This window comes from Lysinibacillus sp. FSL K6-1151 (assembly GCF_038630755.1).
GTDB classification, from domain to species: Bacteria; Bacillota; Bacilli; order Bacillales_A; family Planococcaceae; genus Lysinibacillus; species Lysinibacillus fusiformis_D.
Genome location: NZ_CP152040.1, coordinates 4534241 through 4558091 on the forward strand (window position 1 = coordinate 4534241; position 23851 = coordinate 4558091).

A 23851-nucleotide genomic window follows, 5' to 3' on the forward strand; every position below is an offset into this window, starting at 1 on the left:
CATTTCTCCTTATTTCCATGTAATCATTATGAATTTCCATTTAATCTTTGTTGTTCAATAGCGGCAGTCGCTAACTTTATAATCGTCATATCATCCATGGGCGGATTATGAAGTCCTGCACGGACGTTACGATAATAGCGTTGTAATGGATTGGATAGCTGCAAGCTTTTCGCTCCCACTACACGCATTGCCTTATCGACTATATCTATTGCCATGTTTGTTACTGTATGTTTAGCAACAGCCATTTCATTTGTTAATAAACTACGTCTAGCTGGATCATCATAAGCCTCAGCCACTCCATACAAGACAAAACGTGCTTGATGAAGCTTTAATTCAATATCTCCTAAAAGCTGTTGTACATTTGGCAACGTACTAATCGGAGCATTCAAGCTATTCGGTTGATGATGATTGGCAAAATGGATCGCATAGTCACGGGCAGCCTGTGCAATACCTAAGTATGTTGCTGGGATATGGAGTATCCAGCCATTTATCTTGCCACCACTAGGATGACTTGGTAACTCTACTAAATGCTCTGTTGCCACTATGACATCTTTTAACACAAGATCATGGCTACTAGTACCTCGCATCGCAGACATTTCCCAATTTTCTTCAATCGTTAGCCCTACAGAATCTTTATGAATGAGGAAAAAACCAATTTGTTGCTTTTCTTCAATCCAAGCTGAAGTAAGGAAATAATCGAGCACCGGTGACGCAGTCGTAAAGATTTTGCGTCCATTTAATAGCCAGCCCTCTTTTGTCGAAACAGCATATGTTCCAGGTCGACCACCGCGTGTTGGACTACCCGTTGCTGCCTCACTAACTGCTCTATTAATGATGGCACCGCTCTTTATTTCCTGAGCGAATGCTGTTAATACATCTTCAGTCCATAAGTGGGTTTCATATATTTCACCAACAACGCCTAATGTCCAGCCAAGAGAAAGAGATGCATTTTCGTCATAGCTTGCTAATGTTTCTTGCACAAGGACCATATCATAGACCGATAAACCCTCTCCGCCATATTGTTTCGGTAAAGTTAGTTGTGGATAGCCAATTTGCAAAAGCAATTGATGTGCTTCAAACGGGAAACGAGATTGTTCGTCTACCTCAACAGCCTCAGCCTTAATTGGCTCTGCAATAGCTGCTAGCTGATCTAACCAAAACCGTTGTCGCTCTGTTTTTACAAATAAATCCTTCAAGTAAATCTCCTTCTTCCTAATATATATAAATCATATAAAATTACTAAGAATTAATAGTGAAAAAAAATCTCTGCCTACATATTGTAGTGAGACACTATTCGGTACTGAATTTTCTGATTCGTTGACATTTATAATACTTTTCACATTTGAAAATGTCAATGGGTGAAACTCAAGTTTTTTTGTTAGTTTAATATGAATTACAATGTTTCAATTTTACCCTTTAATTTATGCACCATGCTTTGTTTACAACATATGCTAAGACTAATGAAAGAGGTGTATACATGACTAATCATTTTAATTCGCCACAAAGTGCTGGCACCTTATCCTATTTGGCTCCACAAGTAATTCAAACTAAGTTTGGAGATATTAATGGCGATGGTTTTTTGGAAACAATTTTTTTAGTGGGCGTTCAACAACCGGATAGCCCTCTGTGGAAAAATATCACACTCACTATTTTTTATGTGCAAACACAACAAATGCAACAATTTCCCTTGAAACAGAATTTGGGCTATAATCCGACTATTTTTCTAGGCGATTTTACTGGTAATCATATTGAGGATATTCTGGTTGTCTCTGATACTGGGGGTAGCGGAGGAATTATAAACGGTGAAATATTTTCATCCATCAACAATCAAGTTCGTTCTATTTTTGACGCAGAGTCTTTTAATAATAAACTCAAATATAGCGTTAATTATGTAGATCACTACAAGGCTGTAGTTCAAAGTTCGAATCCCGCTAAAAGATACACAATCGATTTACAGTATAAAGGAGCGGACTACTTAGCAGAAATTTATAATCCAGACGGTACATTAAAGCAACCTATAGAAGGCTGGGTAGACCCTTTTAGCGGACTATATCCCATTGATTATGATCGAGATGGAACCTATGAAATTTTAGGGTATCAAGGAATTGCAGGTAGGTATCATGCCGATGGACTAGGCTATGTAGAAAATGTTTTAAAATGGAATGGTCATGAATTTATGATAGATCGACAAACGGTTAGTATTTTTGGAGAGGATTTATCATAGAAGACTCTCTCTATTAAATAAGATGAAAAACAGGAATCTGTTCATTTTTGCTTAAAAACAAAGCAAAATACGAGCAGATTCCATCATTTATATTTGTTTTTCAACTAAGGCAAAATAGTTATTTTCAGGATCAGCAAAATTAAATACCCTACCCATTGGCATCATAACTAAATCGCCCACTTTAATGCCCTTTGCCTGAAAATCTTGGTACATTTCTTCAATTTTATCAGCATAAAACATGATAGACGGAGTTCCTAAGTTTAGCTCCGGCTGCATTTTAGCTATGATCTCTTTATTGTGCAACACAAATGATGTTTGTGCATCCTTCGTTGGCGCAATTTCAATCCAGCGCATCCCTGCTTCTTCCTGATCAGCAACGACAACAAACCCCACTTTTTCTGTCCAAAACTTTACTGCTACCTCTTGGTCATTAACATATAGCATTACCTGCCCGATTTGATGAATCATAACCTATTTCCCTCCTCTTTTGAGCATTAGTATATATCAAACTGTAGCTTTATATAGCTTCTAACGATTTCAATTTAGCGAAATTTCGAATAATTGACCATAATATATATAACTTGTAAATTATTATTCCAAAGTACTTAACTTTTATTTTATTTCTGATAGAATGAGAATTATTTACCTTCTAGGGAAAAGTTTAGACTAAAAAAATTATGTGAGGATAATACAAGTGAAACAACTAAGTTTAAGAAAAAAGCTTATTTTTTCGTTTTTAGCAATGCTTCTCATCCCAACCCTGTTGATTGGAATTGTTTCCTACCAAAGTGCAGAAAAGCAAATTTCCGAAGAACAACATGCAAGTGCAACTGAAAGTGTACGTATTCTTAATACTAATATTACGAATACCATTGAACCCAAACTAAAAGATGTGCAATATTTTTCAAAAAAATTTAGTAAAACCTACTTTCAAGATCATAACATTCCGAAACTTCAATCATTACTAAGCGAATACATTAATATGCACCCTGAAGTAGAGCTGATTTATATTGGTACTGCCGATGGCAAACTACTTGACGAGCCTGCTCAAGACTATCCTGATGGCTTCGATCCTCGTACAAGACCTTGGTATAAGCAAGCTTTAGATAATAATGGAGAGGTCTCCATCACTGCCCCTTATGTTACACAATCAACGGGTGACATTGTCATTACAATTACGCAGGCTTTACCAGATGGTTCTGGAGTCATAGGATTAGATCTTAACATTTCTACATTAAGTGATATTACGAATAATATCCGCATTGGAGAGACTGGTTTTGCATCTCTTCTAGATAGCAATAAGCTCTATATCGCACAGCCTGAAAAAGAAAGTGGTACTGAGGCAACAGAAAACTATATCACTAAAATTTATGAGCAAGAAAGCGGCACAATTATTGAAAGAGACCGTCATTTACAGTTTGCTACAAATGAACTTACTGGCTGGAAGATAATAGGCACAATGTTTACTGCAGAAGCTGCAAAGGCTGCTGCCTCCACTTTAAATATCAACTTGATCATTATTGTTGTGTCCATTCTAGTTGGTATTATGTTTATGCTCTTCATGATTAAGTCTGTAGTTAATCCAATTAATCGACTTAAGCAAAGCGCGTTGAAAATTAGTGAAGGTAATTTAACAGAGTTTATTGAAATTCATTCTAAAGATGAAATTGGACAACTTGGGGAAGCTTTTATCTCCATGAAGGTTAGCTTGAAAAAACTAATTCGCAACGTGGACCAAAGCTCCCAGCATGTTCAAAAGTCTGCTCAAGATTTATCTGCCAATGCAGAACAAAATATTGCTGCCTCTGAACAGGTTGCGGATGCTATGCAACAAATGGCAGTCAGCACGGAAAAGCAAACAACAGGTATTGACCAAAACGCTATCTCCATTGAGGAAATTGCTAAAGGGGTTGTTGAGGTCGCAGACAGCTCTATGCAGGTATTAGACCTTTCTAGCCATGCTATCCAACTGGCAGATGAAGGTGGACAAGCAGTCGAGCAAACTGTACAACAAATGAACTCTATTCATGAATCTGTTACACAATCAGATACAATGATTAAAACTCTATATGATCGCACGAAAGAAATCGGTTCCATTTTAGAGATGATTAGTGCCATTTCAGACCAAACAAATTTACTAGCCCTCAATGCTGCTATCGAGGCAGCAAGAGCTGGAGAACATGGCAAAGGCTTTGCCGTAGTAGCCGATGAAGTACGAAAATTAGCAGAGCAATCTCACCAATCAGCAGAGCAAATTGCTGCGCTCATTACGAGTATTCAGCAGGATACAGCTAAATCTGTGCAGACTATGGTCAAGGCTTCAGCAGATGTTCAGGATGGCTTACAATTGACAGAATCAGCAAGTAAGAAATTCGCCAGCATTATTGAAAGTCTACGAAACATTGCGCCAAAGATGGAGGATATCTCTGCCTCTGCACAAGAAATGTCTGCAGTCGTGGAAGAAGTCTCCGCTACAGCTATTGAATTATCAGATCACGCCAAATTAAATGCTGCAGCTACAGAGGAAGTTGCTGCTTCTACTGAGCAAACTTTATCCTCTATGCAGGACATGGCATCCTCTGCCAAAACGTTACTTGATATGGCGGATGAATTGCAAGGTTACGTAAATCGTTTTGAATATTAAATTATCCTTTCAGAATCTGAGTTCTATTATGGAGCTCAGATTTTTTCTGTACTAATTTGACATATAAAAACAGGGGAAATTACAAAATAAAATATTTTTCTACAAAAAGTACTATAGTATAACTTTATTTTCCAGATTTTTCAGAAAATTATGTTGATTATTATTCATTTTCCTCTTAGAATCAGATTAAACATTGGAATGACTTGTCTATTGAACCAGTTATCAAATTATGACAATTAACTAATGTCATTTTAAGGAGGAATACTATATGAAACAGATTAGCTTAAGAAAGAAACTCATTTTTGCATTTTTAATGATACTCCTCATTCCCGCACTTTTAATCGGGTATACCTCCTTTAAAAGTACTAAAAATCAGATTTTAGAAGAGCAACAAGCAAGCGCTAAGGAAAGTGTGCGTATGCTTAACAGCAATATTACAAATACAATTGCGCCAAAAGTTCATGACATTGGATATTTTTCCAAAAAAATAAATCAATCTTATTTACAAGAAGATAAAAAAATTGAATTAAAAAAACTTTTTCAAGAATATATTAATACTCATCCTGAGGTAGAGCTGTTATATATTGGAACAGCAGATGGTCAAATAATTGATGAACCCGTCCATGATTATGCAAGTGATTATGATCCACGTAAACGACCTTGGTACGTAGAAGCAATTGAGAACAAAGGGCAAGTATCCATTACTTCACCATATATCTCAAAATCAACAAATAATGTAGTAGTGACTGTCATGCAAGCTCTTCCAGATAATTCTGGTGTGATGGCCTTAGATGTAAATATCTCGGTTCTTAGTGCACTGACAGACGAAACACGTATAGGAGAAACTGGGTTTGCATCCTTACTAGATCGTAATCAGCTATATATTGCGCAAAAAGATAAAGAAAGCGGCTCACAAGCAACAGAAGAATATATGGCAAAAGTTTACGAACAACAGGAAGGTATGATTACGGAAGATGATCGCCAGTTACGTTTTGAAACCAATGAACTTACAGGGTGGAAAATAGTTGGTACAATGTTCATCGCAGAGGCTACAGAGGCAGCTACTGCTTCATTTACTATCACATTGCTCATCATTGGTATTTCTATTATTGTAGGAATTATTTTTATGCTCTCTATGATTAAATCTATTGTGAACCCTATTAAACGACTTCAACAAAGTGCATTAAAAATTAGTGATGGCGATTTAACGGAGTTTATTGATATTCATACAAAGGATGAAATTGGACAGCTTGGTGAGGCATTTGTCTCGATGAAAGTTAGCTTAAAAAAACTGATACGCAATGTTGACCAAAGCTCTCAGCATGTTCAAACCTCTGCCCAAGGACTTTCAGCTAATGCTGAACAAAACATAGCTGCATCTGAACAGGTAACAGAGGCTATGCAGCAGGTAGCTATCAGCACCGAAAAACAAACAACTGGAATCGATCAAAATGCTGTTTCCATTGAGGAAATTGCTAAAGGTGTTGTAGAAGTGGCAGATAGTGCCCTACAAGTTTCAGACCTGTCCAGTCAGGCTATCCAATTAGCAGAGGAAGGCGGACAATCTGTTGAACAAACTGTGAATCAAATGGTTTCCATCCATGAATCTGTGACACAGTCCGACACAATGATTAAATCACTGTTTGATCGAACAAAAGAAATTGGTTCCATTATAGAAATTATTAGTGCCATTTCTGACCAAACGAACCTTCTTGCTCTGAATGCCGCTATTGAAGCAGCCCGAGCTGGTGAACAAGGCAAAGGCTTTGCGGTTGTAGCAGATGAAGTACGTAAATTAGCGGAACAATCCCATCAATCAGCAGAACAAATTTCTACGCTTATTACAGGCATACAACAGGACACAGCTAAATCTGTGCAAACGATGATGAAAGCTTCATCAGATGTCCAAGAAGGGTTACAGCAATCTGAGGATACGAAAAAGAAATTTACAAGTATCGTTGAAAGTCTTCGAGAGATTGCACCGAAAATGGAAGATATATCAGCTTCGGCACAAGAAATGTCTGCCGTTGTAGAAGAAGTATCCGCAACAGCCATTGAGCTATCAGACCATGCAAAACTAAATGCAGCAGCCTCTGAAGAAGTTGCCGCTTCAACGGAACAAACATTGTCCTCCATGCAGGAAATCGCTTCTTCGGCTAAAACTTTACTTGATATGGCGGACGAATTACAAGGCTATGTAGACCGATTTAATTACTAATTATCCATAACGCTTGGCTTTCGACAAAAGACATGGATGAATTAAAATAAAGCACGATGATCTTTGGACTTTCCAAGATCAGCGTGCTTTTAATTAGCTATTTATTCATTTGCCTCATGGCTAAATTGCCATTCAATACCGAATTTATCTGTCAACGAACCGTAACATTTACTCCAAAATGTTTCTTGTAACTCCATCGTTACTTTTCCTCCGTCTTTCAGCTTATCAAATGCTGCTCGCATTTGCTCTTCGTCATCGGAAACAACCGCTAATGTAACATTATTCCCAACGGAGAACGGTGAGCCTGGAAATGTATCTGAGAACATAATTCTACTACCAAATACAGAAAGTCTTGTATGCATCACAAGATCTTTCGCTTCCTCTGGTAGTGGGTAATCAGGATTTTGAGGTGAATCTCCAAACGTCATAATTTCAGCCTTGTCCGTATTAAAAGCATTTTCGTAAAACGCAACAGCCTCTCGACAATTTCCATTAAAGATCAAATACACTTCTACTGCCATTTCCAACACTCCCTTGTCATTTTTTGAAACAATTCTATTGTACATGGATTACAAAACATAGCACAAATTATAAATGGAATCATTCATCTACAAATAAATTTATTCCCCCTTATTTTTAAATTTTTCATTTATTTTCGTAAAAGCTTTGACATTTACTCAAAAATCATGTAAATTACCAAATGGCGAACAATTTAAAATAAATCTTTAAAAATATTCGTATTTTAGGAGTGTATATAATGGATAACGTATTTGACTATGAGGATATTCAACTAATTCCCGCAAAATGTATTGTAGAAAGTCGTTCAGAGTGTGATACTTCGGTTACTTTAGGTGGGCATACTTTTAAGCTTCCTGTAGTACCTGCAAATATGCAAACAATTATTGACGAAAATCTTGCTAAGAAACTTGCTGAAAACGGTTACTTTTATATTATGCACCGTTTCCAACCAGAAACTCGTATAAACTTCATTCAAGAAATGCAAGGAAAGGGCTTAATTGCCTCGATCAGTGTTGGTGTAAAAGAAGATGAATATGCGTTTATTGAAGAATTAGCAGCTGCTAATTTAGTACCTGAATTTATTACAATTGATATTGCACATGGTCATTCAAATGCTGTTATTCGTATGATTCAGCATATTAAAAAGCACTTACCAAACAGCTTTGTCATTGCTGGAAACGTTGGAACACCTGAAGCCGTACGTGAACTAGAAAATGCTGGCGCAGATGCTACAAAAGTAGGCATTGGACCAGGTAAAGTTTGTATTACTAAAATCAAAACAGGCTTTGGTACAGGTGGCTGGCAGCTAGCTGCACTACGTTGGTGTGCAAAGGCTGCTACAAAGCCAATTATTGCTGACGGTGGTATTCGTACACATGGCGATATCGCTAAATCTGTACGTTTCGGCGCTTCAATGGTGATGATTGGTTCTTTATTTGCTGGGCATGAAGAATCACCAGGTGAAACAATTGAGGTTGATGGTAAAACGGTGAAGGAATACTTCGGCTCTGCCTCTGAATTCCAAAAAGGCGAACGCAAAAATGTCGAAGGAAAGAAAATGTATGTTGAGCATAAAGGTAGCATCAAAGATACATTAATCGAGATGCAGCAAGACTTACAATCATCTATTTCTTATGCTGGTGGCACAAAACTAGAGGCTATTCGAAATGTTGATTATGTTATCGTAAAAAATTCTATCTTCAATGGAGATAAAGTATACTAATCCATAGTAACCCCGATAAAGAACTACTTGTTCTTTATTGGGGTTCTTTTATGAGACCTTCCCCATCAATTGTTCTATAAGCATCATGAATACATAGTATATTAAAATATGACATTCATTATCAGAATTTTCTATTTTATTAGAAAACTATATATTATAATATAACTATATTGGAGGAACGGAGGTTTTGTTTCATGAAATCAGTACGTAATAAACTTGTTAGTCTTGCCATCATAGTTATTCTAATATCAACAGTACTAGTTGGAACCGTCAATTACATCGTAGTGAAAGGTGAACTAGATCAAGTAGGTCGACAAAGTCTTAAAAATGGCACACTAGGCATTCTTGAATTAATTGCACAATTAGATGCTCAAGTCCAAAAGGGAAATATAACGTTAGAGGAAGCTCAGGAAAGTGCAAGAACACAAATTGTTGGTAAAAGAGTTGAAGACAATAAACGATCCATCGATAATCCTGTTAAATATGGGGATAATTTTTATTTCTATGCCTTTCAAGATAGCGGCATAGTCGAAACGCATCCATCTCTTGAAGGGCAAAATATTGCTGAATTACAAACAGAGGATGGACGCTTTTTTGTACGCGAAATGATTGAAGCAGCTAAGGCTGGCGGAGGATATGTCCGTTATGATTGGGCACTACCCTCCACCCCTGAAATCGTTGCACCTAAAATTACTTATGTAGAAATGGACGAACATTGGGGGTGGATTATTGCAGCTGGTACATACGAAATGGACTTCAATGCAGGCACTAAAAATGTTTTCTATTACACACTTGGTATGACAATCCTTGCAACGATTATTGGTGTGGCACTCTTCTGGTTCTTCTCTGGACGAATGACTACCTACATACGCAAAATCATGGTGATTACTTCAGATATTGCTAAAGGTAAGCTAACTGGCGATGACATACCTGTTACCACAAAAGATGAACTAGGTATACTGGCTAATAACGTGAATAATATGAAACATAGCTTATATGAAATGGTCAACAATACGAAGGATAGCGCCTCTCAAATGAGAGTTTCTTCAGAGATGCTTAGTGCTATTACAGAGGAAACAACCGCTTCTGCTGACGAAATTCATCAAGCAATCAATGACATCTCTAAAGGGGCTGTTGTGCAAGCAGAAGAAGCTGAGATGGCCATTAGTAAGGTTGAAACACTATCTTCACTTATTTCACTTGCTACAAATAAATATAGTGAGATCACTGAAAATATGAATATCATCAATTCATCACAAGAAAATGGTAGACAAAAAGTAGAAGGTTTACTGCAAAATTCAAGTGAATTCACACAGGTGATTGAGGAGTTAAGAACTAATTTCTCCAGTTTGACGAATCAAATGAAAGAGATTCATCAAGTGGTACAAACAATTACATCTATATCTGAACAAACAAACCTCTTGGCACTCAATGCTAGCATAGAGGCAGCGCGTGCTGGTGAACACGGTAAAGGTTTTGCCATTGTGGCAGAGGAAGTCCGGCATTTATCGGAGGATACAAACGAAGCTACTACGCGTGTCAGAAATCTATTACAGCGTATTGAGGTGGGTACTGCAAACTCTGATGCAAAGATGATACACACGCTCCAACTTTCACAAAATCAAGCCATATCGATTACTGAAGTAAAAGGAGCTTTTACATTCCTAGCAGACTCCATTCAGGATATTACAAAGCATCTCGTTTCACTAGATGAGGGAATGAACGACATGGCGGAAAATCGCATAGTGGTGATGAATGCTATCAAAGAAATAGCCAGTGTAGCTACTCAATCTGCCGCAGCTACGGAACAAATTAATGCTTCCATAGACGAACAAAAATCAGCAGTGAACTCGATTATGCACTCCTCTATGGAACTTCATACAGAGGCAGAGCGCATGTACGACTTAGTAGAACGCTTTACATGACAAGAAAAAAGAATGCTACGGTTTAGGCGTAGCATTCTTCTTAACATTATAGTTTGTTAATTACTGCGTGGATTGTTTCCTTAAGCTCTGCATCATGATCAGCAAGTTCTACAAGGTTTCCTAGACGTTCACGTAATACAGGGCGCTCAATTACTAATTTTTCATCAAGTACTTGTACCAGTAGCTCGATAATAAGACGATCACGAACGTTTAACGCTTCTTCTAAACGTTCTGGTGTAATTTTCGCATCAGTTTTTGCAGCTTTTGCCATTTTAAAAACCCCTTTTATATTTTATATTCATGCACATCTATTTTAGCATACCACTAAATTATTTTGAAAACTTTCTTTCATGAAAATATACCAAAACTTTACAAAAAATAAAGACAAGATTTACGGCAAATTGTTATATTTATATCATAATAAGCCACTGCTCAGCCATATGATGATGTATTTAACAAACCTAATACTAACACTCGATTGGAGGAAATGTATGAATCAAAAAAATTTTACTTATTCGCAGCTCATTAAAGCTGTGCCGAAATCTCTACAGCTATTTCTCAACGTTTGCCTTGTGCTACTAGCTCTTATCCTATCATTTTTGCTTTTTAAGGAGCTAATCGAATTTCTTAAAATATTAATCTTCGCCAAGGAAGGTGGCGATTATAAATTATTCCTTGCCAATATTCTTATTTTCTTCTTATATTTTGAGTTCATCACAATGATTATTAAATATTTTAAAGAGGATTATCATTTTCCACTGCGCTACTTTATATATATAGGTATCACAGCGATGATTCGTTTAATTATTGTGGAGCATGATCACCCTCTAAACACTTTAATTTATTCATTGATTATCCTGATATTAATCATAAGCTATTTTATTATTAATATCACACCACTTGAAAGACCAACGCGATCTTCTATTTTTATAAAAAAGGAGCACTGACCGGTAGTAAGAGCTATTCCTATTCTAAAATGTCGAAATACATGTAGGCTTTTCAAACACATAGAAAAACTGCAATAAGTCTTATAAATATAGCTCTTGGATCGTTACTACACCTATCACCAGCGAAGAAAGCTCGATCCAGAGCCAAAACCCATTTTCTTATAAAAATAAACGGAAACAAAACAACAAAATGAATGTTTTTTGCTAAAAAAATTTGAAAGAGATGTTAGATGAGTTCTTTAGCAACCTTCTCTTTTTATGTAATAAAACAACTGCAACAAGCCCTACCCCACCAATTACTAGAAAACAGGTTCAATTGAAAGTCATGTAGTTGCATACCACCAATGAGTTTGTCATCTTCCCAAAGTCCATAATACTGAAAAAATTATCAAGCGATTTTTCAGCTGCTCTTTTGTCCCATTCTTCCTGGATAGTCTTTTACAACGATATTCAGAAAGTCTAAAACATCTTGTTCTTTTAATAACTTCTCTATTACTCTCATCATATCCCCTCCATTTTCAAAGTGTTGCATGTTGTTTGTGCATTTTTCATATTAATTTTTATATCCCACAAATAACCTATACACCGAAATAATGAACAATGAAAATGATTAAAGGAGGAAAATAAATGTCTTTAATTGATTCGTATATTCACGAAGTGTCTAAAAGGCTACATAAGAATAAGCGTGAAGACATAAAGCTTGAACTAAAAGCTACGATTGAGGATATGCTGCCTGAGTCCTATTCTGAATCCGATGTTAAGGATGTACTCCAAAAACTTGGAAGTCCTACCGAAGTTGCGGCAAGCTTTCAGGATACACCTCGTTTTTTAATTGGCCCAGAGATTTTTGATCAATATACAAGAACAATCAAGCTAGTTATGCCTTGGGCTATTTTCATTACGATTATTATTCATGTAATCCAAAAAATTGTGCTCTATTCAGGTGAAGAAGCGCTTCTTTCAACCATTATTTCGGCATTTGCCATGATTATTGTGGCGATTATTGCTGTAATATTTCACGTATTGTTTTGGATTACCGTTGTTTTCATCATCATCGAGCGCTCTGGTTCTGAAAAGATTCATTTACCCTTTTTGAAAAACGCCAAGCAATGGTCTCCTGATGATTTAGTTAAAATGCAACCCATTCCCAAAGTTAAAGTCATTACTTTAAGTGATACGATTTTTAGCCTAGCTGGAATTCTAATATTTTCTTTTGTCTATTGGAATGCTTATCGTCTTTTAGGGATTTATACAACGAATGACAATGGTAGCTTGAAATTTGTTATGCCAATCTTTAATCAAAATGTTTTACAATCATTTGCTCCTATCGTCTTATTATGTATTGTTCTTAGTCTCGCATTAACCTTTATAAAATGGCGTGCTGGTCAGTGGACAATGCTCATCGCCATCACGAATGCACTACTTCAAAGTGTAGGAACGATCGTCTTTATTTTAATGGCGATACACCAAGATTTTATTCATAGTGCCTCGATTCCCTACATGGCTGCTATCCTAGAAACAACATCCGCTAAGGTTGCCTATACTATAGATAAAATCTTACTCGTCAGTATAATTATTGCTGTTTTAGCAAATGCATTTGATATTTATCAAGGATTTAAAAAAGCGAAAGTATAAAATCCCCCTCTTCAAATCGCTAAAATACCTTTATTCTCTGATGTTTTGTATAATGATAAAGTTGAAAGTATTTTATATACATGAATAATCTGCACAATTCAATCAGAGTAAGGGGAATTAACTATGACCATTCTTCTAGTAGATGACAATCAAGTCAATCTATTTGTCATTGAAAAAATACTAAAAAATGCAGGTTATGATAACTGTGTTTCTCTTTCATCTGCTTATGAGCTATTTGATTATTTACAATTAGATGCACCAAATCCAACAGGAAATTCTGTAGATTTAATATTGTTAGACATTATGATGCCGGAAGTAGATGGTATTGAGGCCTGCAAACGCATTAAGCAAAATGAAAGATTGAAAGATATTCAAATCATATTTGTCACAGCACTGGAAGATAAAAACAAACTAGCAGAAGCACTAGACATTGGTGGCGTAGATTATATTACAAAACCAATTAATAAAACGGAGCTGCTTGCAAGAATTCGTGTTGCCTTACGCTTAAAAGCTGAATTAGACTGGCACACCCAGCATGACAAGAAAATTCAATATGAACTAGATCTAGCCACTCATGTACAACGAAGCCTGCTCAGTCCACCATTAAACGAGAAGGATATCCGGATAGAAGTTTCTTATCTACCATCCTCTAATTTAGCAGGCGATATGTATTATTGGTACAAAATAGACGATCATCGCTATGCTATCATTTTATTGGATATGATGGGTCACGGTATATCTGCAGCGCTTGTTTGTATGTTTATCTCCTCTGTTTTAAGAGAGGCCGTTAAACAACTAAACGACCCAGAGCTTGTCATCAAAGAACTGAATCGTTATATGACTCTTTTACAAGATGGAAAAGATAATAATCTTTATTATTTTACAGCGATTTATTTCATCATTGATACAGAGCAAAAAACAGTCGAATACATAAACGCTGGTCACCCTCCTGGATACGCACTAATAGATGAAAAAACATGTATTCCATTAAATCAAGGTAGCTGTGCGGTCGGCTTTTTCGATGAAATGAAAGTTCAAAAGCAATGTATTCAATATGAACAAGATATTCAAATTGTGTTATTTACAGATGGTGTTTTAGAGGCAATGGGCCCCTGTGAAATCGAATCAGAAAAGCATTTGCAAACGCTAACATCCACTAAGTGGGATTATTCACAATGCCTCATTGACAACCTATTACCTAAAGATAAACAAGAAAACCAGCCTGATGATATGTGTGTATTAATGATTCAAGCTAGCACTACTTCCATATAAATAAAAAGCAGAGGCTATCACATGAAGATAGCCTCTTACTCATTAAGACATTTTTTGATAAATTCTTTCGTAGCCTACGATTTCTCGATATTTTGAAATAATCTCTTCAAACCGCAATGTTTCTTTATCCCCTAAGCATAAAAATCCTTTGTCACTTAGACTCTCATAAAACAAGTGGTGTACCTGGCTCTGTAGCTTAGGTGAAAAATAAATCAGGACATTTCTGCACAAGACAACATGAAACTCATTAAAGGAATGATCCGTTACTAAATTATGCTGAGCAAAAATAATATTTTTCAATAGTGTTGGATGGAAGTAAGCATATTGATAATCTGTTTGATAGTATTCTGAAAACGCATGGGCTCCTCCAGCAAGCATATAGTTTTTCGTATATGCCTGCATTTTATGAATAGGGAAAGCTCCTTTCTTCGCTTTTTCTAATACTTGCTCATTCATATCTGTTGCATAAATAATAGACCTCTCTATAAGCCCCTCTTCCTGAAGTAAAATAGCCATAGAATATACTTCCTCACCTGTCGCACACCCAGCATGCCAAATACGTATTTCTGGATACTCTCTTAAAATGGGGATTACTTTTTCACGAAAAGCTTTAAAAAAGCTAGGATTACGAAACATCTCGGTTACATTTATCGAAAAATCATTCAACATCTGCTCTAAAAATTCTTGATCATGAATGACCTTTTCTAGTACCCGGGAAATCGTTGGAATGTTATTGATCCCCATCCTATTATAAATTCTACGTGAAATGGATGAACGATTGTATTGACGAAAATCATAGCCTGATAAACGATAAATAGCCTCTAGTAATAAATCAATTTCTAAATTTGTTTGTTTATTTAATTGTATTTTTTGCTCCAAAGGCTGAAATTGCTCCATGTTCATTAACTCCCTTTAGAAACGAGCCAGACTCTTAAGACCGATAGTAATTGATCTAAATTTAATGGCTTGCTAATATAATCAGATGCGCCAGCCTGCAATGATTTATCACGGTCATTTTTCATAGCCTTTGCCGTCAATGCAATGATCGGTAAGTCTATTCGTTTCATTTGTTGTCGAATAATAGTCATCGCTTCATAGCCATCCATATTCGGCATCATTATATCCATCAGAACGAGATCGATGTCAGGATGCGCATGCATTACCTCTAAGCATTCAAGCCCATCTTTAGCAACTAGAATGCTCATACCTCTTTTTTCTAATGCCGTTTTTAATGCATAAATATTACGGTTATCATCATCTACTATTAAAATATTTTTCCCTTGGAAAACCTCTACCTCTTGTTGAAGGGCTCCCTCTATTTCCTTTGACTGCTCTGCAATTGGCTCCTCTACCAATGTAACGGCCACTTCGTTCATGGCAAGCTTTTGACAATGCTCCTCTTCGATTCCATTTGGTAAGCTTGGAATCGTTAACGTAAAGCTACTCCCCTGTCCTTCAGCACTTTGCAGCGTAATCCAGCCACCAAGCAATTTAGCAAACTCCTTACAAATAGAAAGACCAAGTCCAGTCCCACCATATTTTCGAACCGTAGCGCCATCGGCTTGCTGGAATGATTCAAAAATAAGCTGATGCTTGTCTTTTGGAATACCTATCCCCGTATCTGATACAGTAATTTCAAGCCAATCTGTACTTATATCCTGCATATTATTTGTTAACTGCTGTGGTGTAAGCTGATGAATAGCTAAATTTACCGAACCATGTTCCGTAAATTTAAAGGCATTGGATAATAAATTCTTTATGATTTGATGGAATCTCTTTTCATCTGTATAGAATACATCTACAACATGATCTGCCTTTGAAATATGGAATGCTAAATTCTTCTTCATCGCAACAGGTGCAAAGGTATGTTCAATTTGTACAGGTACTTCGCTCATGTTCACTTCATTAAAAATAATATCAAGCTTTCCTGCCTCGACTTTTGATAAATCTAAAATATCATTAATTAAAGCAAGTAAGTCCTCTCCAGAAGAATGAATGACTTGAGCATACTCTATTTCCTCGTCTGTTAGATTTTGTTGACTATTTTCTGCTAGCATCTCCGATAAAATTAATATGCTGTTTAAGGGTGTTCTTAATTCGTGTGACATGTTTGCTAAAAACTCGGATTTGTAGTTTGAATTCAAGATAAGCTGCTCGGCACTTTCTTCTAATTCCTTTTTCGCCTTTTCTAGCTCTCTTGATTTAGATTCTGCCTCTTTTGTACGTTCTTCAAGCTGCTCATTAATCATTGTCAGCTCTTCGGTCTGCATTTGTAATTCTTCTGATTGTGTCTGCAGCTCTTCTGATTGAACTTGTAACTCCTCAGTCATTGCTCTAGATTCATTCAATAGACGAACAATTTCCATGCGTCCTAAAACACTATTCACTGTTAGCCCAAAAGTTTCTGTGACCTGCTTTACTAATTCTTGCTGTAGCTTACTAAATTTAGTCATTGTCGCTATTTCTGCAACTGCTATCACTTCATTTTCAAAAATGACAGGAATCAATAAAATATTATGCGGTCTTACCTCGCCTAATCCTGTTCTGATTAAACGATAGTCTTTTGGAATATTATCGTAAAATAACATTCGTTTTTCTAATGCACATTGCCCAATTAATCCTTGTCCTATTTTAAAGCTTTCCATACCGACGCGATCATCTCCGTCAGCAAATGCAGCCTTTTTCACAAATTGTACTTGGTCCTCTGTTACTTCACGAACATAAAATGCACCAAGCGATGCCTCTGTTTTCTGCGCGATTTCTGACAGGAAGGTCTCAGCCAATTTTGTGATGGCTGAAACTCCTTGATATTTTGTCACAATTTCCGCAATATTGCTTTGTAGCCATTCTCTCTTTTCGACTGACTCTAGCAGTATATTCGTTGCATTAGCAAGATCATTCACTTCATCATTGGTATTCACATAGATTCTTCTTGTAAAATCACCTTTTGTAGCTGCGATTTCTTGTATGGTTTGTGTAACTTCTGTTATCGTTTTTACAATAGAACGTGAAATACCACTAGCTATGACAATTGCTATAATAGAAACTAAAATTAAAATCCCAAATAAACCACTAGTTAATTTATTATTTTGTTTATCTAATTGACTTGCCTTCGCCTGTGTATAAACATTTTCAGTTGAACGGAACGAATCAAATAACTTACGCATTTTCTCCAAATCTTGGCGCCCAGTATCTACTTTAAAAAACTCATTTAACGCTTCTATATTATTATCTTTTTTATATTGAATCGTTGGCTCTCCCGAAGTGGCAATCCAATGTTCAATCGTTTCCTCTATCTCTTTTAGTTTTTCCTGCTGTGATGGTTTATCTGTCATTCGCTGATAGAGATCATTAAAATCTATTTTCCAATTATCAGCTGCCTTATTATAAGGCTCAAGATAGCTTTGCTTGCCTGTAATAATGAAAGCTCGCTGACTCGATTCCATATCCAATATATATTTTTCAATTTCATTGGTTAGTGTTTGAACATTGGAATCGTACTTAATAATATAATTTCTTTCCTTTTGCAAAGAATTAATTTGATTATTTAATATGACAACGGCTGCAAGTAAGCAAAGAATGATTACGATATAACCTAATGTAATCTTAGAGCGTATACCCAATTTCAATCTATTTAACATTTGGTTTTCCTACCTTTACCTTTCTTTCACTCTATTTTATTACTAGTATACATGTAAAAATAACTGATTATCTCTTCTTTTGACATGAGCAACAAAGAAATTTTGCTGTTTCGTATTAATAAGTCTATGCATTTTTCATATACATTTTATATTGAGTCATTTCTAAATTAAGGAGAGAATACATGTGGACATAATCGTAAGACCAGGAGATTCACTTTGGCATTTCAGTGAAGTGTTTAAAATACCGCTTCAACTAATTTTAGATTCCAATGAAAATATAAATCCCCAATTTTTAAGAGTTGGACAACGCATTCGTATTCCTGGTTTTGTGACCATCGACTATCAATTGAAACAAGGGGACTCTTTTTGGCAAATTGCACAGAGTCAAAACCTCCCCCTAGTCGCCCTATTACTCGTTAATCCAGGTCTCAATCCAAATCGCTTACAAATTGGTCAGATGATTCGTATACCACAACGTATTACGTGGCGTTTAGTTGATGGTAAGCAAAATTATACGTATACCCGTATGATGAATGATCTTAATAAACTAATTGATGCTTATCCTTTTCTTCACAATTCAACTATTGGTAGTTCCGTTTTAGGGAAAGGTCTACCTGAGTTGTTGATTGGCAATGGAGCTAAACGTGTTCACTATAACGGCTCCTTCCATGCAAATGAATGGATTACTACACCTATTATTCTAACATTTTTAAACGACTATTTGCTCGCCCTCACCAACCAAAGTAGCATTCGTGGCATCTCTCCATTCTCTCTTTACCAGCAAACCTCTCTTTCTATCGTACCCATGGTGAATCCTGATGGAGTGGATTTAGTAATACAAGGTCCCCCAAATGATACAACATTAAGAAATCAACTAATTACATGGAATAATGATAGCTCTGATTTTTCTGGCTGGAAAGCAAACATCCATGGCATCGATTTAAATGATCAATTTCCTGCACAATGGGAGTTAGAAAGTGCCCGTAACCCTAAGACACCAGGGCCTAGAGATTATGGTGGTGACAGACCTTTATCTGAACCTGAAGCTATTGCGATGGCTGACTTGACTAAACTACGTGATTTTTCAAGAGTACTAGCCTTTCATACACAGGGGCGTGTTATTTATTGGGGCTTTGAAAATCTTGAGCCTCCAGAATCAGAGGTACTTGTGAATGAATTTAGTAGAGTCAGCGGCTATGAACCCATTCAATCTGCAGGAAGCTATGCAGGCTATAAAGATTGGTTCATTCAAGATTGGCGTAGACCTGGCTTTACCGTTGAGCTAGGAAGCGGTACGAATCCTTTGCCAATCAGTCAGTTTGACGAAATTTATGAGGAAGCCCTCGGAATTTTTCTTGCAGCATTATATATGTAAAAGTATTGTTTGAGCTCCATTCGCTATGAAATTGTCCTTTGCGGCATTTCAGTGAATGGAGTTTTTTCATGAAGAGGAATTGGACATAATTGCCAAAAAGGAAAAATAAATTACTTTGACAGGTAGAGTAATGTTTGCTACTATTACTCTGACAGATAGAGCAATAAAATAAAGTAGGTGACTTATGGTTCGCAGTGATATTATCCGAGGACATTTGGATTCGATTATTTTACGGCTAATTTCAGAAAAAGATCGTTATGGCTATGAAATTTCTCAGGAAATAAGTCTCCGTACAAACAATCGATTTCAAATCAAGGAAGCAACTTTGTATGCCGTTTTTCAACGTCTCGAGAAAAAGGAAATTATTGAAGCCTATTATGGCGATGTTTCACATGGAGGCAAAAGAAAGTATTACCGTATTACCTCATTAGGTAAAGCCTATTTAAATGAGTTAGTGAAAGAATGGTCAGAAGTAAAGGAAATAATCGATTTATTTATGGAGGGCTTTGAATGAAAAGAATAAAAAACCATATTGATGAGCTTTTTAAGGATATTCCTCGTAATAACGAGACTGAAATGGTCAAACAAGAAATCATTGAAAATCTTGAAGAAAAAGTATTTTACTTGATGGATCAAGGAAAGGAACAAGAAGATGCCATCAATAAGGCGATTGTAGAATTCGGAGATATTGAAGATTTGAAAAAGGAATTGGGTGTTAAGGAGCCTGCTAAGAAAAACATGGCAAAACTAAATTTAGAGTTTTCCATCTGGGGGAGTGGCTTAATCATTGCATTTTTTATCTTTATTAATCTTTATTACACTCCACATACAGTTTGGGCCATCTATCCAATCTTCGCAATACTTTGGTGGCCTTTATCAATGTACTTTGTATGGTCACGTAAGAAATGGGGTGAATGAACATGAGGAACTTTATTAACTTTTCTTTAGCCGGGAGCCTGATGACCATGATTTTTTTAGGGATCGTCAATTACACGACATCACCGCAAACAATGTGGTTTATATATCCTTGCCTGCTGCTCTTGCTATGGCCAATTACGCTATTTTTTATGTCTAATAAAATGTATAAACAATACTCTATCGTTTGTAGTGCAATGATTATCGCATTTCTTATCGTTGAAAATTATTTATATGCACCAAATCATTTATGGTTTATCTATGCTATTTATCCAATTATCTGGTGGCCGCTTCTTATGTACTTAGGTGAAAAAGCAAAAACTTTAAAAACAGCACTCATCGGCTGTGCTTCCACAATTATTTATTATGCATTCCTGAATATCATGCTGTCTCCTCAATATCCTTGGGCGATTTATCCCGCGTTTTTAATTATGTGGTGGCCTCTAGCTTTATATCATGCTCAACGGAAAACGTTTGTAGCATTCTCCGTGACAGCTTCATTGCTAATTAGTATCTTTTTCATTATTGTTAACGTCGTTTCTTCACCTACGGTTATATGGGCGATCTACCCTATTTTTGTTACGCTATGGTGGCCGCTAAGTATGTATTTTTATGTGTATAAAAGAAAAATGTATCAAGCTACCTTTACGAAACGCATGTAAAGAAGGGATTCTATGAAAGCTATTAAAAAATTCGTCAAATATCTTGTCATTATCATGAGCTCCTTACTTTTACTAGCACTTCTATTCCCAACATGGACATCATCTATAAAGGGAACTAATAGCATTAGTACATTAGAGCAGGTAGCAATTAACGACAGTGACCATGAAATTATGATACGTGGGCAAAACAAAGATAATCCTGTGATCATCTTTGTCCACGGTGGACCTGGCTGTTCTGAAATCCCCTATGCCAAAAAATATCAAGATTTGTTGGAAACCGAATTTACCGTGGTCCATTACGATCAACGGGCTAGCGGGAAATCCTATCATTTTTTCGAGGACTATTCTAATCTTTCATCTGACCTGCTTGTGGAGGATTTATTAGCACTGACTGATTATATAGCTAATCGCCTAGACAAAGAAAAAATCATCTTAATCGGTCATTCCTATGGTACATATATTGCCACACAAGCAGCTGCTAAAGCTCCTGAAAAATATGAAGCCTACATTGGTATTGGTCAAATGAGTAATACCATTGAAAGTGAAATGGATAGTTTACAGTACACCATCCTACAGGCTCAACTCAAAGGGAACACAGAAGATGTTGTATATTTACAAAGGTTAACGGAAGACATAAATAAGGGTAAGACATTTACACCCCGCCATTACGTAAATAAATATGGAGGAGCCACAAGAAACATTGATAACCCTGACGGCAATATGTTAGGAATGCTATTCAGTGCAGAATATAATTTATTGGATATGATCCGCTACAACAAAGGCCTATCATTATCTCAAGAAGCATTATTAAAAGAGGTCATGCAACATCCATTACCTACTAAAGTTAATAGACTAGACCTCCCCTTCTATTTTGTAATGGGTGACTACGACTATCAAACATCATCGAATACCGCTAAAAAATACTTCGACCAAATAGATGCCGAGAAAAAAGAATTTATAGCATACGAAAACTCTGCACACTACCCACAGTTCGAAGAAAAAGATAGATTTTTTGAATGGATGCGTGTGACTTTTAAACAATAAATTTTTTTAGAGCTATTCTATGCTTGGAAAGATTTATTTAATTGCTATATAATTTAATTATTAAATATTTTAATGGACGTGATTATATGGCAGATAATCTACACAATGTAGAAATCATTATGAAAGAAATGCTGGACATTCAGCAAAAATCAAAAATGTTTGTGGAACTTTTAACTAAAGGGGAAGCATTGTCGCAAAACCAATTGATTTTACTTCTGCAACTAAAAATAAATAATGGAATGAAGGCAACAGAAATCGCTGACTTCTTTAGTGTAACACCTGGAGCTGTAACTTCCATGTGCGATAAGCTGGAAAAGCTAGAGCTGATTCAACGAATTAGAGAAAATAATGATCGTCGTGTTGTCAAAATGGCTTTAACCAATAATGGTGATCAGAAGGTCCAAGAAATTTTCTTAAAGTTTTCTCAGGATAAACTGGCAGACATGGCTAATATCTTACGTGAAGTAAATCAATTAATGAATAATATCTTTTAGGATTTCAACAAATTGAAATCCTTTTTTTATTGCTCAAATTTTAGGGAATTCTTTTGTTCTTGACAAAAGGGAGATGCATATAATTTAATTAATATATATTTTAATAATTAAAATATATATTAATTAAATTAAAATGAGGTGATTTTTTATGTTTCAAAAACTTCGTACACTAACACTAACGAATGGCCGCATTAAACATCTGGATACTGGGTATGAGCAATTAAATATTCGAGGAGCTGTAGCTTTACATCAAGAAGTACACTTAAAAAAGGTGTCCACTCATGGTCATAGCTCCTTTTATTGCTCTGTTACTGCCCAGGTATTTAACAGTTCAGGCTCATGCACATTAAAGGATTATTGTGAGATCGAAGAACTAACAAACGCTGGAAACATTCAAATACGTAATGGATGTGTCCACAAGATCAATAGTTCTGGGAAATTCATAATTGAGGAGAAATTACAGAGCAGACGGTTCGACGCTATTGGTGTAGTAAAAGCTGAAGAAATAGTGGCTAATCATTTTCAGTTGAAATTATCGGGGGAAAGTGAAATTAGCAAGCTACTAGCGGACAGTGTAGTGATAGAAAAAGATCGAGTGACACTTCTTCCATTATTTAAGAAAAGGTTAAGTTGCCATACAATCAAAGGAAAACAACTGCAACTATCGTATACAGATGCACACATTGTTGACGGCGAAGTAGTTAGAGTGGGAGAAAACTGTCTAATTGAGACGCTTTACTATACAGATGATTATACGATTGCTTCAAACGCAAAGGTATACCACATTATACGGAGGGAAAAAGAATGACATTCCTAAAAATGCTACAAGCCTTTTTTTGCTCATTAGCCCTAGTTGTCTTATCCGTTCTTTACATTGGCTTACTTGTAAGTGCTGTTCTATCTATACTCGCTGGCATGTTACGAACATTCGGACTAGATCAAATTAAAATGAGCATCTGGTATGATGTAGACCTCCCAATTCTATTCAGCATCCCCCTAGCACTGCTAGTAGCTGTACTACTATTCCTTTGTGCCACCTATATCAAACGCTCTATGGTATTTTGTTTATCAAAGCTTCGAATTTAGATAACATGATTAAACAATCTTCCATTTT

At 36.1% G+C, this 23851-nt stretch carries 22 protein-coding genes; 16 read left to right on the top strand and 6 right to left on the bottom strand.

What is annotated here, in order from left to right; genetic code table 11:
- Nucleotides 1-26: 26 nt before the first annotated feature.
- Nucleotides 27-1196, bottom strand: a complete 1170-nt coding sequence (locus MHI04_RS22070; RefSeq protein WP_058844106.1) for an acyl-CoA dehydrogenase family protein — start codon at nt 1194-1196, stop codon at nt 27-29.
- Between the two features lie 281 nt (nt 1197-1477).
- On the opposite strand from MHI04_RS22070, the gene MHI04_RS22075 reads away from it, so the two are divergent.
- Nucleotides 1478-2224 (top strand): hypothetical protein, encoded by a 747-nt coding sequence (locus MHI04_RS22075; protein WP_036119444.1) that lies wholly within the window; start codon nt 1478-1480, stop codon nt 2222-2224.
- An 87-nt stretch (nt 2225-2311) separates the two neighbouring features.
- On the opposite strand, the gene MHI04_RS22080 is transcribed toward MHI04_RS22075, so the two are convergent.
- Entirely contained in the window at nt 2312-2692 is a 381-nt protein-coding gene (locus tag MHI04_RS22080; RefSeq protein WP_089933349.1) for a VOC family protein, read from the bottom strand.
- A gap of 226 nt (nt 2693-2918) precedes the next feature.
- Between MHI04_RS22080 and MHI04_RS22085 the strand changes: the two genes are divergently transcribed.
- A complete protein-coding gene (locus MHI04_RS22085) occupies nt 2919-4868 on the top strand; it encodes a methyl-accepting chemotaxis protein (protein WP_340812372.1) in 1950 nt (649 codons plus the stop codon).
- A gap of 268 nt (nt 4869-5136) precedes the next feature.
- Nucleotides 5137-7086, top strand: coding sequence for a methyl-accepting chemotaxis protein (locus MHI04_RS22090; RefSeq protein ID WP_340812373.1), 1950 nt, complete (start codon nt 5137-5139; stop codon nt 7084-7086).
- Between the two features lie 101 nt (nt 7087-7187).
- Here MHI04_RS22090 and MHI04_RS22095 read toward each other — a convergent pair whose 3' ends face one another.
- Nucleotides 7188-7607, bottom strand: a complete 420-nt coding sequence (locus MHI04_RS22095) for a VOC family protein (RefSeq protein ID WP_036119456.1) — start codon at nt 7605-7607, stop codon at nt 7188-7190.
- Nucleotides 7608-7843: 236 nt separating this feature from the next.
- Here MHI04_RS22095 and guaC point away from each other — a divergent pair, with 236 nt between their 5' ends.
- Together guaC and MHI04_RS22105 are read left to right on the top strand one after the other, a co-directional pair.
- A complete protein-coding gene (guaC, locus tag MHI04_RS22100; RefSeq protein ID WP_036119459.1) occupies nt 7844-8827 on the top strand; it encodes a GMP reductase in 984 nt (327 codons plus the stop codon).
- Nucleotides 8828-9021: 194 nt separating this feature from the next.
- Nucleotides 9022-10752 (top strand): methyl-accepting chemotaxis protein, encoded by a 1731-nt coding sequence (locus tag MHI04_RS22105; protein ID WP_036119462.1) that lies wholly within the window; start codon nt 9022-9024, stop codon nt 10750-10752.
- A gap of 46 nt (nt 10753-10798) precedes the next feature.
- On the opposite strand, the gene MHI04_RS22110 is transcribed toward MHI04_RS22105, so the two are convergent.
- Nucleotides 10799-11023, bottom strand: coding sequence for a hypothetical protein (locus MHI04_RS22110; protein WP_036119465.1), 225 nt, complete (start codon nt 11021-11023; stop codon nt 10799-10801).
- Nucleotides 11024-11243: 220 nt separating this feature from the next.
- Here MHI04_RS22110 and psiE point away from each other — a divergent pair, with 220 nt between their 5' ends.
- From psiE to MHI04_RS22125, 3 genes are all read left to right on the top strand, one after another.
- A complete protein-coding gene (gene psiE / locus MHI04_RS22115) occupies nt 11244-11699 on the top strand; it encodes a phosphate-starvation-inducible protein PsiE (RefSeq protein ID WP_036119468.1) in 456 nt (151 codons plus the stop codon).
- Between the two features lie 627 nt (nt 11700-12326).
- Entirely contained in the window at nt 12327-13334 is a 1008-nt protein-coding gene (locus MHI04_RS22120; RefSeq protein ID WP_036119471.1) for a hypothetical protein, read from the top strand.
- A 123-nt stretch (nt 13335-13457) separates the two neighbouring features.
- Nucleotides 13458-14606: a fused response regulator/phosphatase gene (locus MHI04_RS22125; protein WP_036119474.1), complete on the top strand. Its 1149-nt coding sequence runs from the start codon at nt 13458-13460 to the stop codon at nt 14604-14606.
- 42 nt (nt 14607-14648) lie between these two features.
- Here MHI04_RS22125 and MHI04_RS22130 read toward each other — a convergent pair whose 3' ends face one another.
- Both MHI04_RS22130 and MHI04_RS22135 read right to left on the bottom strand, forming a co-directional pair.
- On the bottom strand, nt 14649-15503 hold the full coding sequence (locus MHI04_RS22130; protein ID WP_036119477.1) for a protein-glutamate O-methyltransferase CheR: 855 nt from the start codon (nt 15501-15503) through the stop codon (nt 14649-14651).
- A gap of 5 nt (nt 15504-15508) precedes the next feature.
- Nucleotides 15509-18247 (bottom strand): ATP-binding protein, encoded by a 2739-nt coding sequence (locus MHI04_RS22135; RefSeq protein ID WP_271911926.1) that lies wholly within the window; start codon nt 18245-18247, stop codon nt 15509-15511.
- Nucleotides 18248-18431: 184 nt separating this feature from the next.
- Between MHI04_RS22135 and MHI04_RS22140 the strand changes: the two genes are divergently transcribed.
- The 8 genes from MHI04_RS22140 to MHI04_RS22175 all read left to right on the top strand — a co-directional run bounded on the left by MHI04_RS22140 (nt 18432) and on the right by MHI04_RS22175 (nt 23823).
- Complete coding sequence (locus MHI04_RS22140) at nt 18432-19622, top strand: M14 family metallopeptidase (RefSeq protein ID WP_036119487.1); 1191 nt, start codon at nt 18432-18434, stop codon at nt 19620-19622.
- 184 nt (nt 19623-19806) lie between these two features.
- Entirely contained in the window at nt 19807-20136 is a 330-nt protein-coding gene (locus MHI04_RS22145; RefSeq protein WP_036119488.1) for a PadR family transcriptional regulator, read from the top strand.
- Nucleotides 20133-20540 (top strand): permease prefix domain 1-containing protein, encoded by a 408-nt coding sequence (locus MHI04_RS22150; protein ID WP_036119491.1) that lies wholly within the window; start codon nt 20133-20135, stop codon nt 20538-20540. The genes MHI04_RS22145 and MHI04_RS22150 overlap by 4 nt, the downstream gene beginning before the upstream one ends.
- Nucleotides 20541-20587: 47 nt before the next feature.
- The gene (locus tag MHI04_RS22155) at nt 20588-21199 is read left to right on the top strand and encodes a hypothetical protein (RefSeq protein ID WP_230593766.1); all 612 of its coding nucleotides are present in this window, start codon (nt 20588-20590) and stop codon (nt 21197-21199) included.
- Between the two features lie 12 nt (nt 21200-21211).
- On the top strand, nt 21212-22243 hold the full coding sequence (locus tag MHI04_RS22160; RefSeq protein WP_036119497.1) for an alpha/beta hydrolase: 1032 nt from the start codon (nt 21212-21214) through the stop codon (nt 22241-22243).
- 86 nt (nt 22244-22329) lie between these two features.
- Entirely contained in the window at nt 22330-22737 is a 408-nt protein-coding gene (locus tag MHI04_RS22165; RefSeq protein WP_036119500.1) for a MarR family transcriptional regulator, read from the top strand.
- Nucleotides 22738-22885: 148 nt separating this feature from the next.
- Complete coding sequence (locus tag MHI04_RS22170; protein WP_271911929.1) at nt 22886-23545, top strand: hypothetical protein; 660 nt, start codon at nt 22886-22888, stop codon at nt 23543-23545.
- Nucleotides 23542-23823: a hypothetical protein gene (locus tag MHI04_RS22175; RefSeq protein ID WP_036127135.1), complete on the top strand. Its 282-nt coding sequence runs from the start codon at nt 23542-23544 to the stop codon at nt 23821-23823. Before MHI04_RS22170 ends, MHI04_RS22175 begins: the two co-directional genes overlap by 4 nt.
- Nucleotides 23824-23851 lie beyond the last annotated feature (28 nt).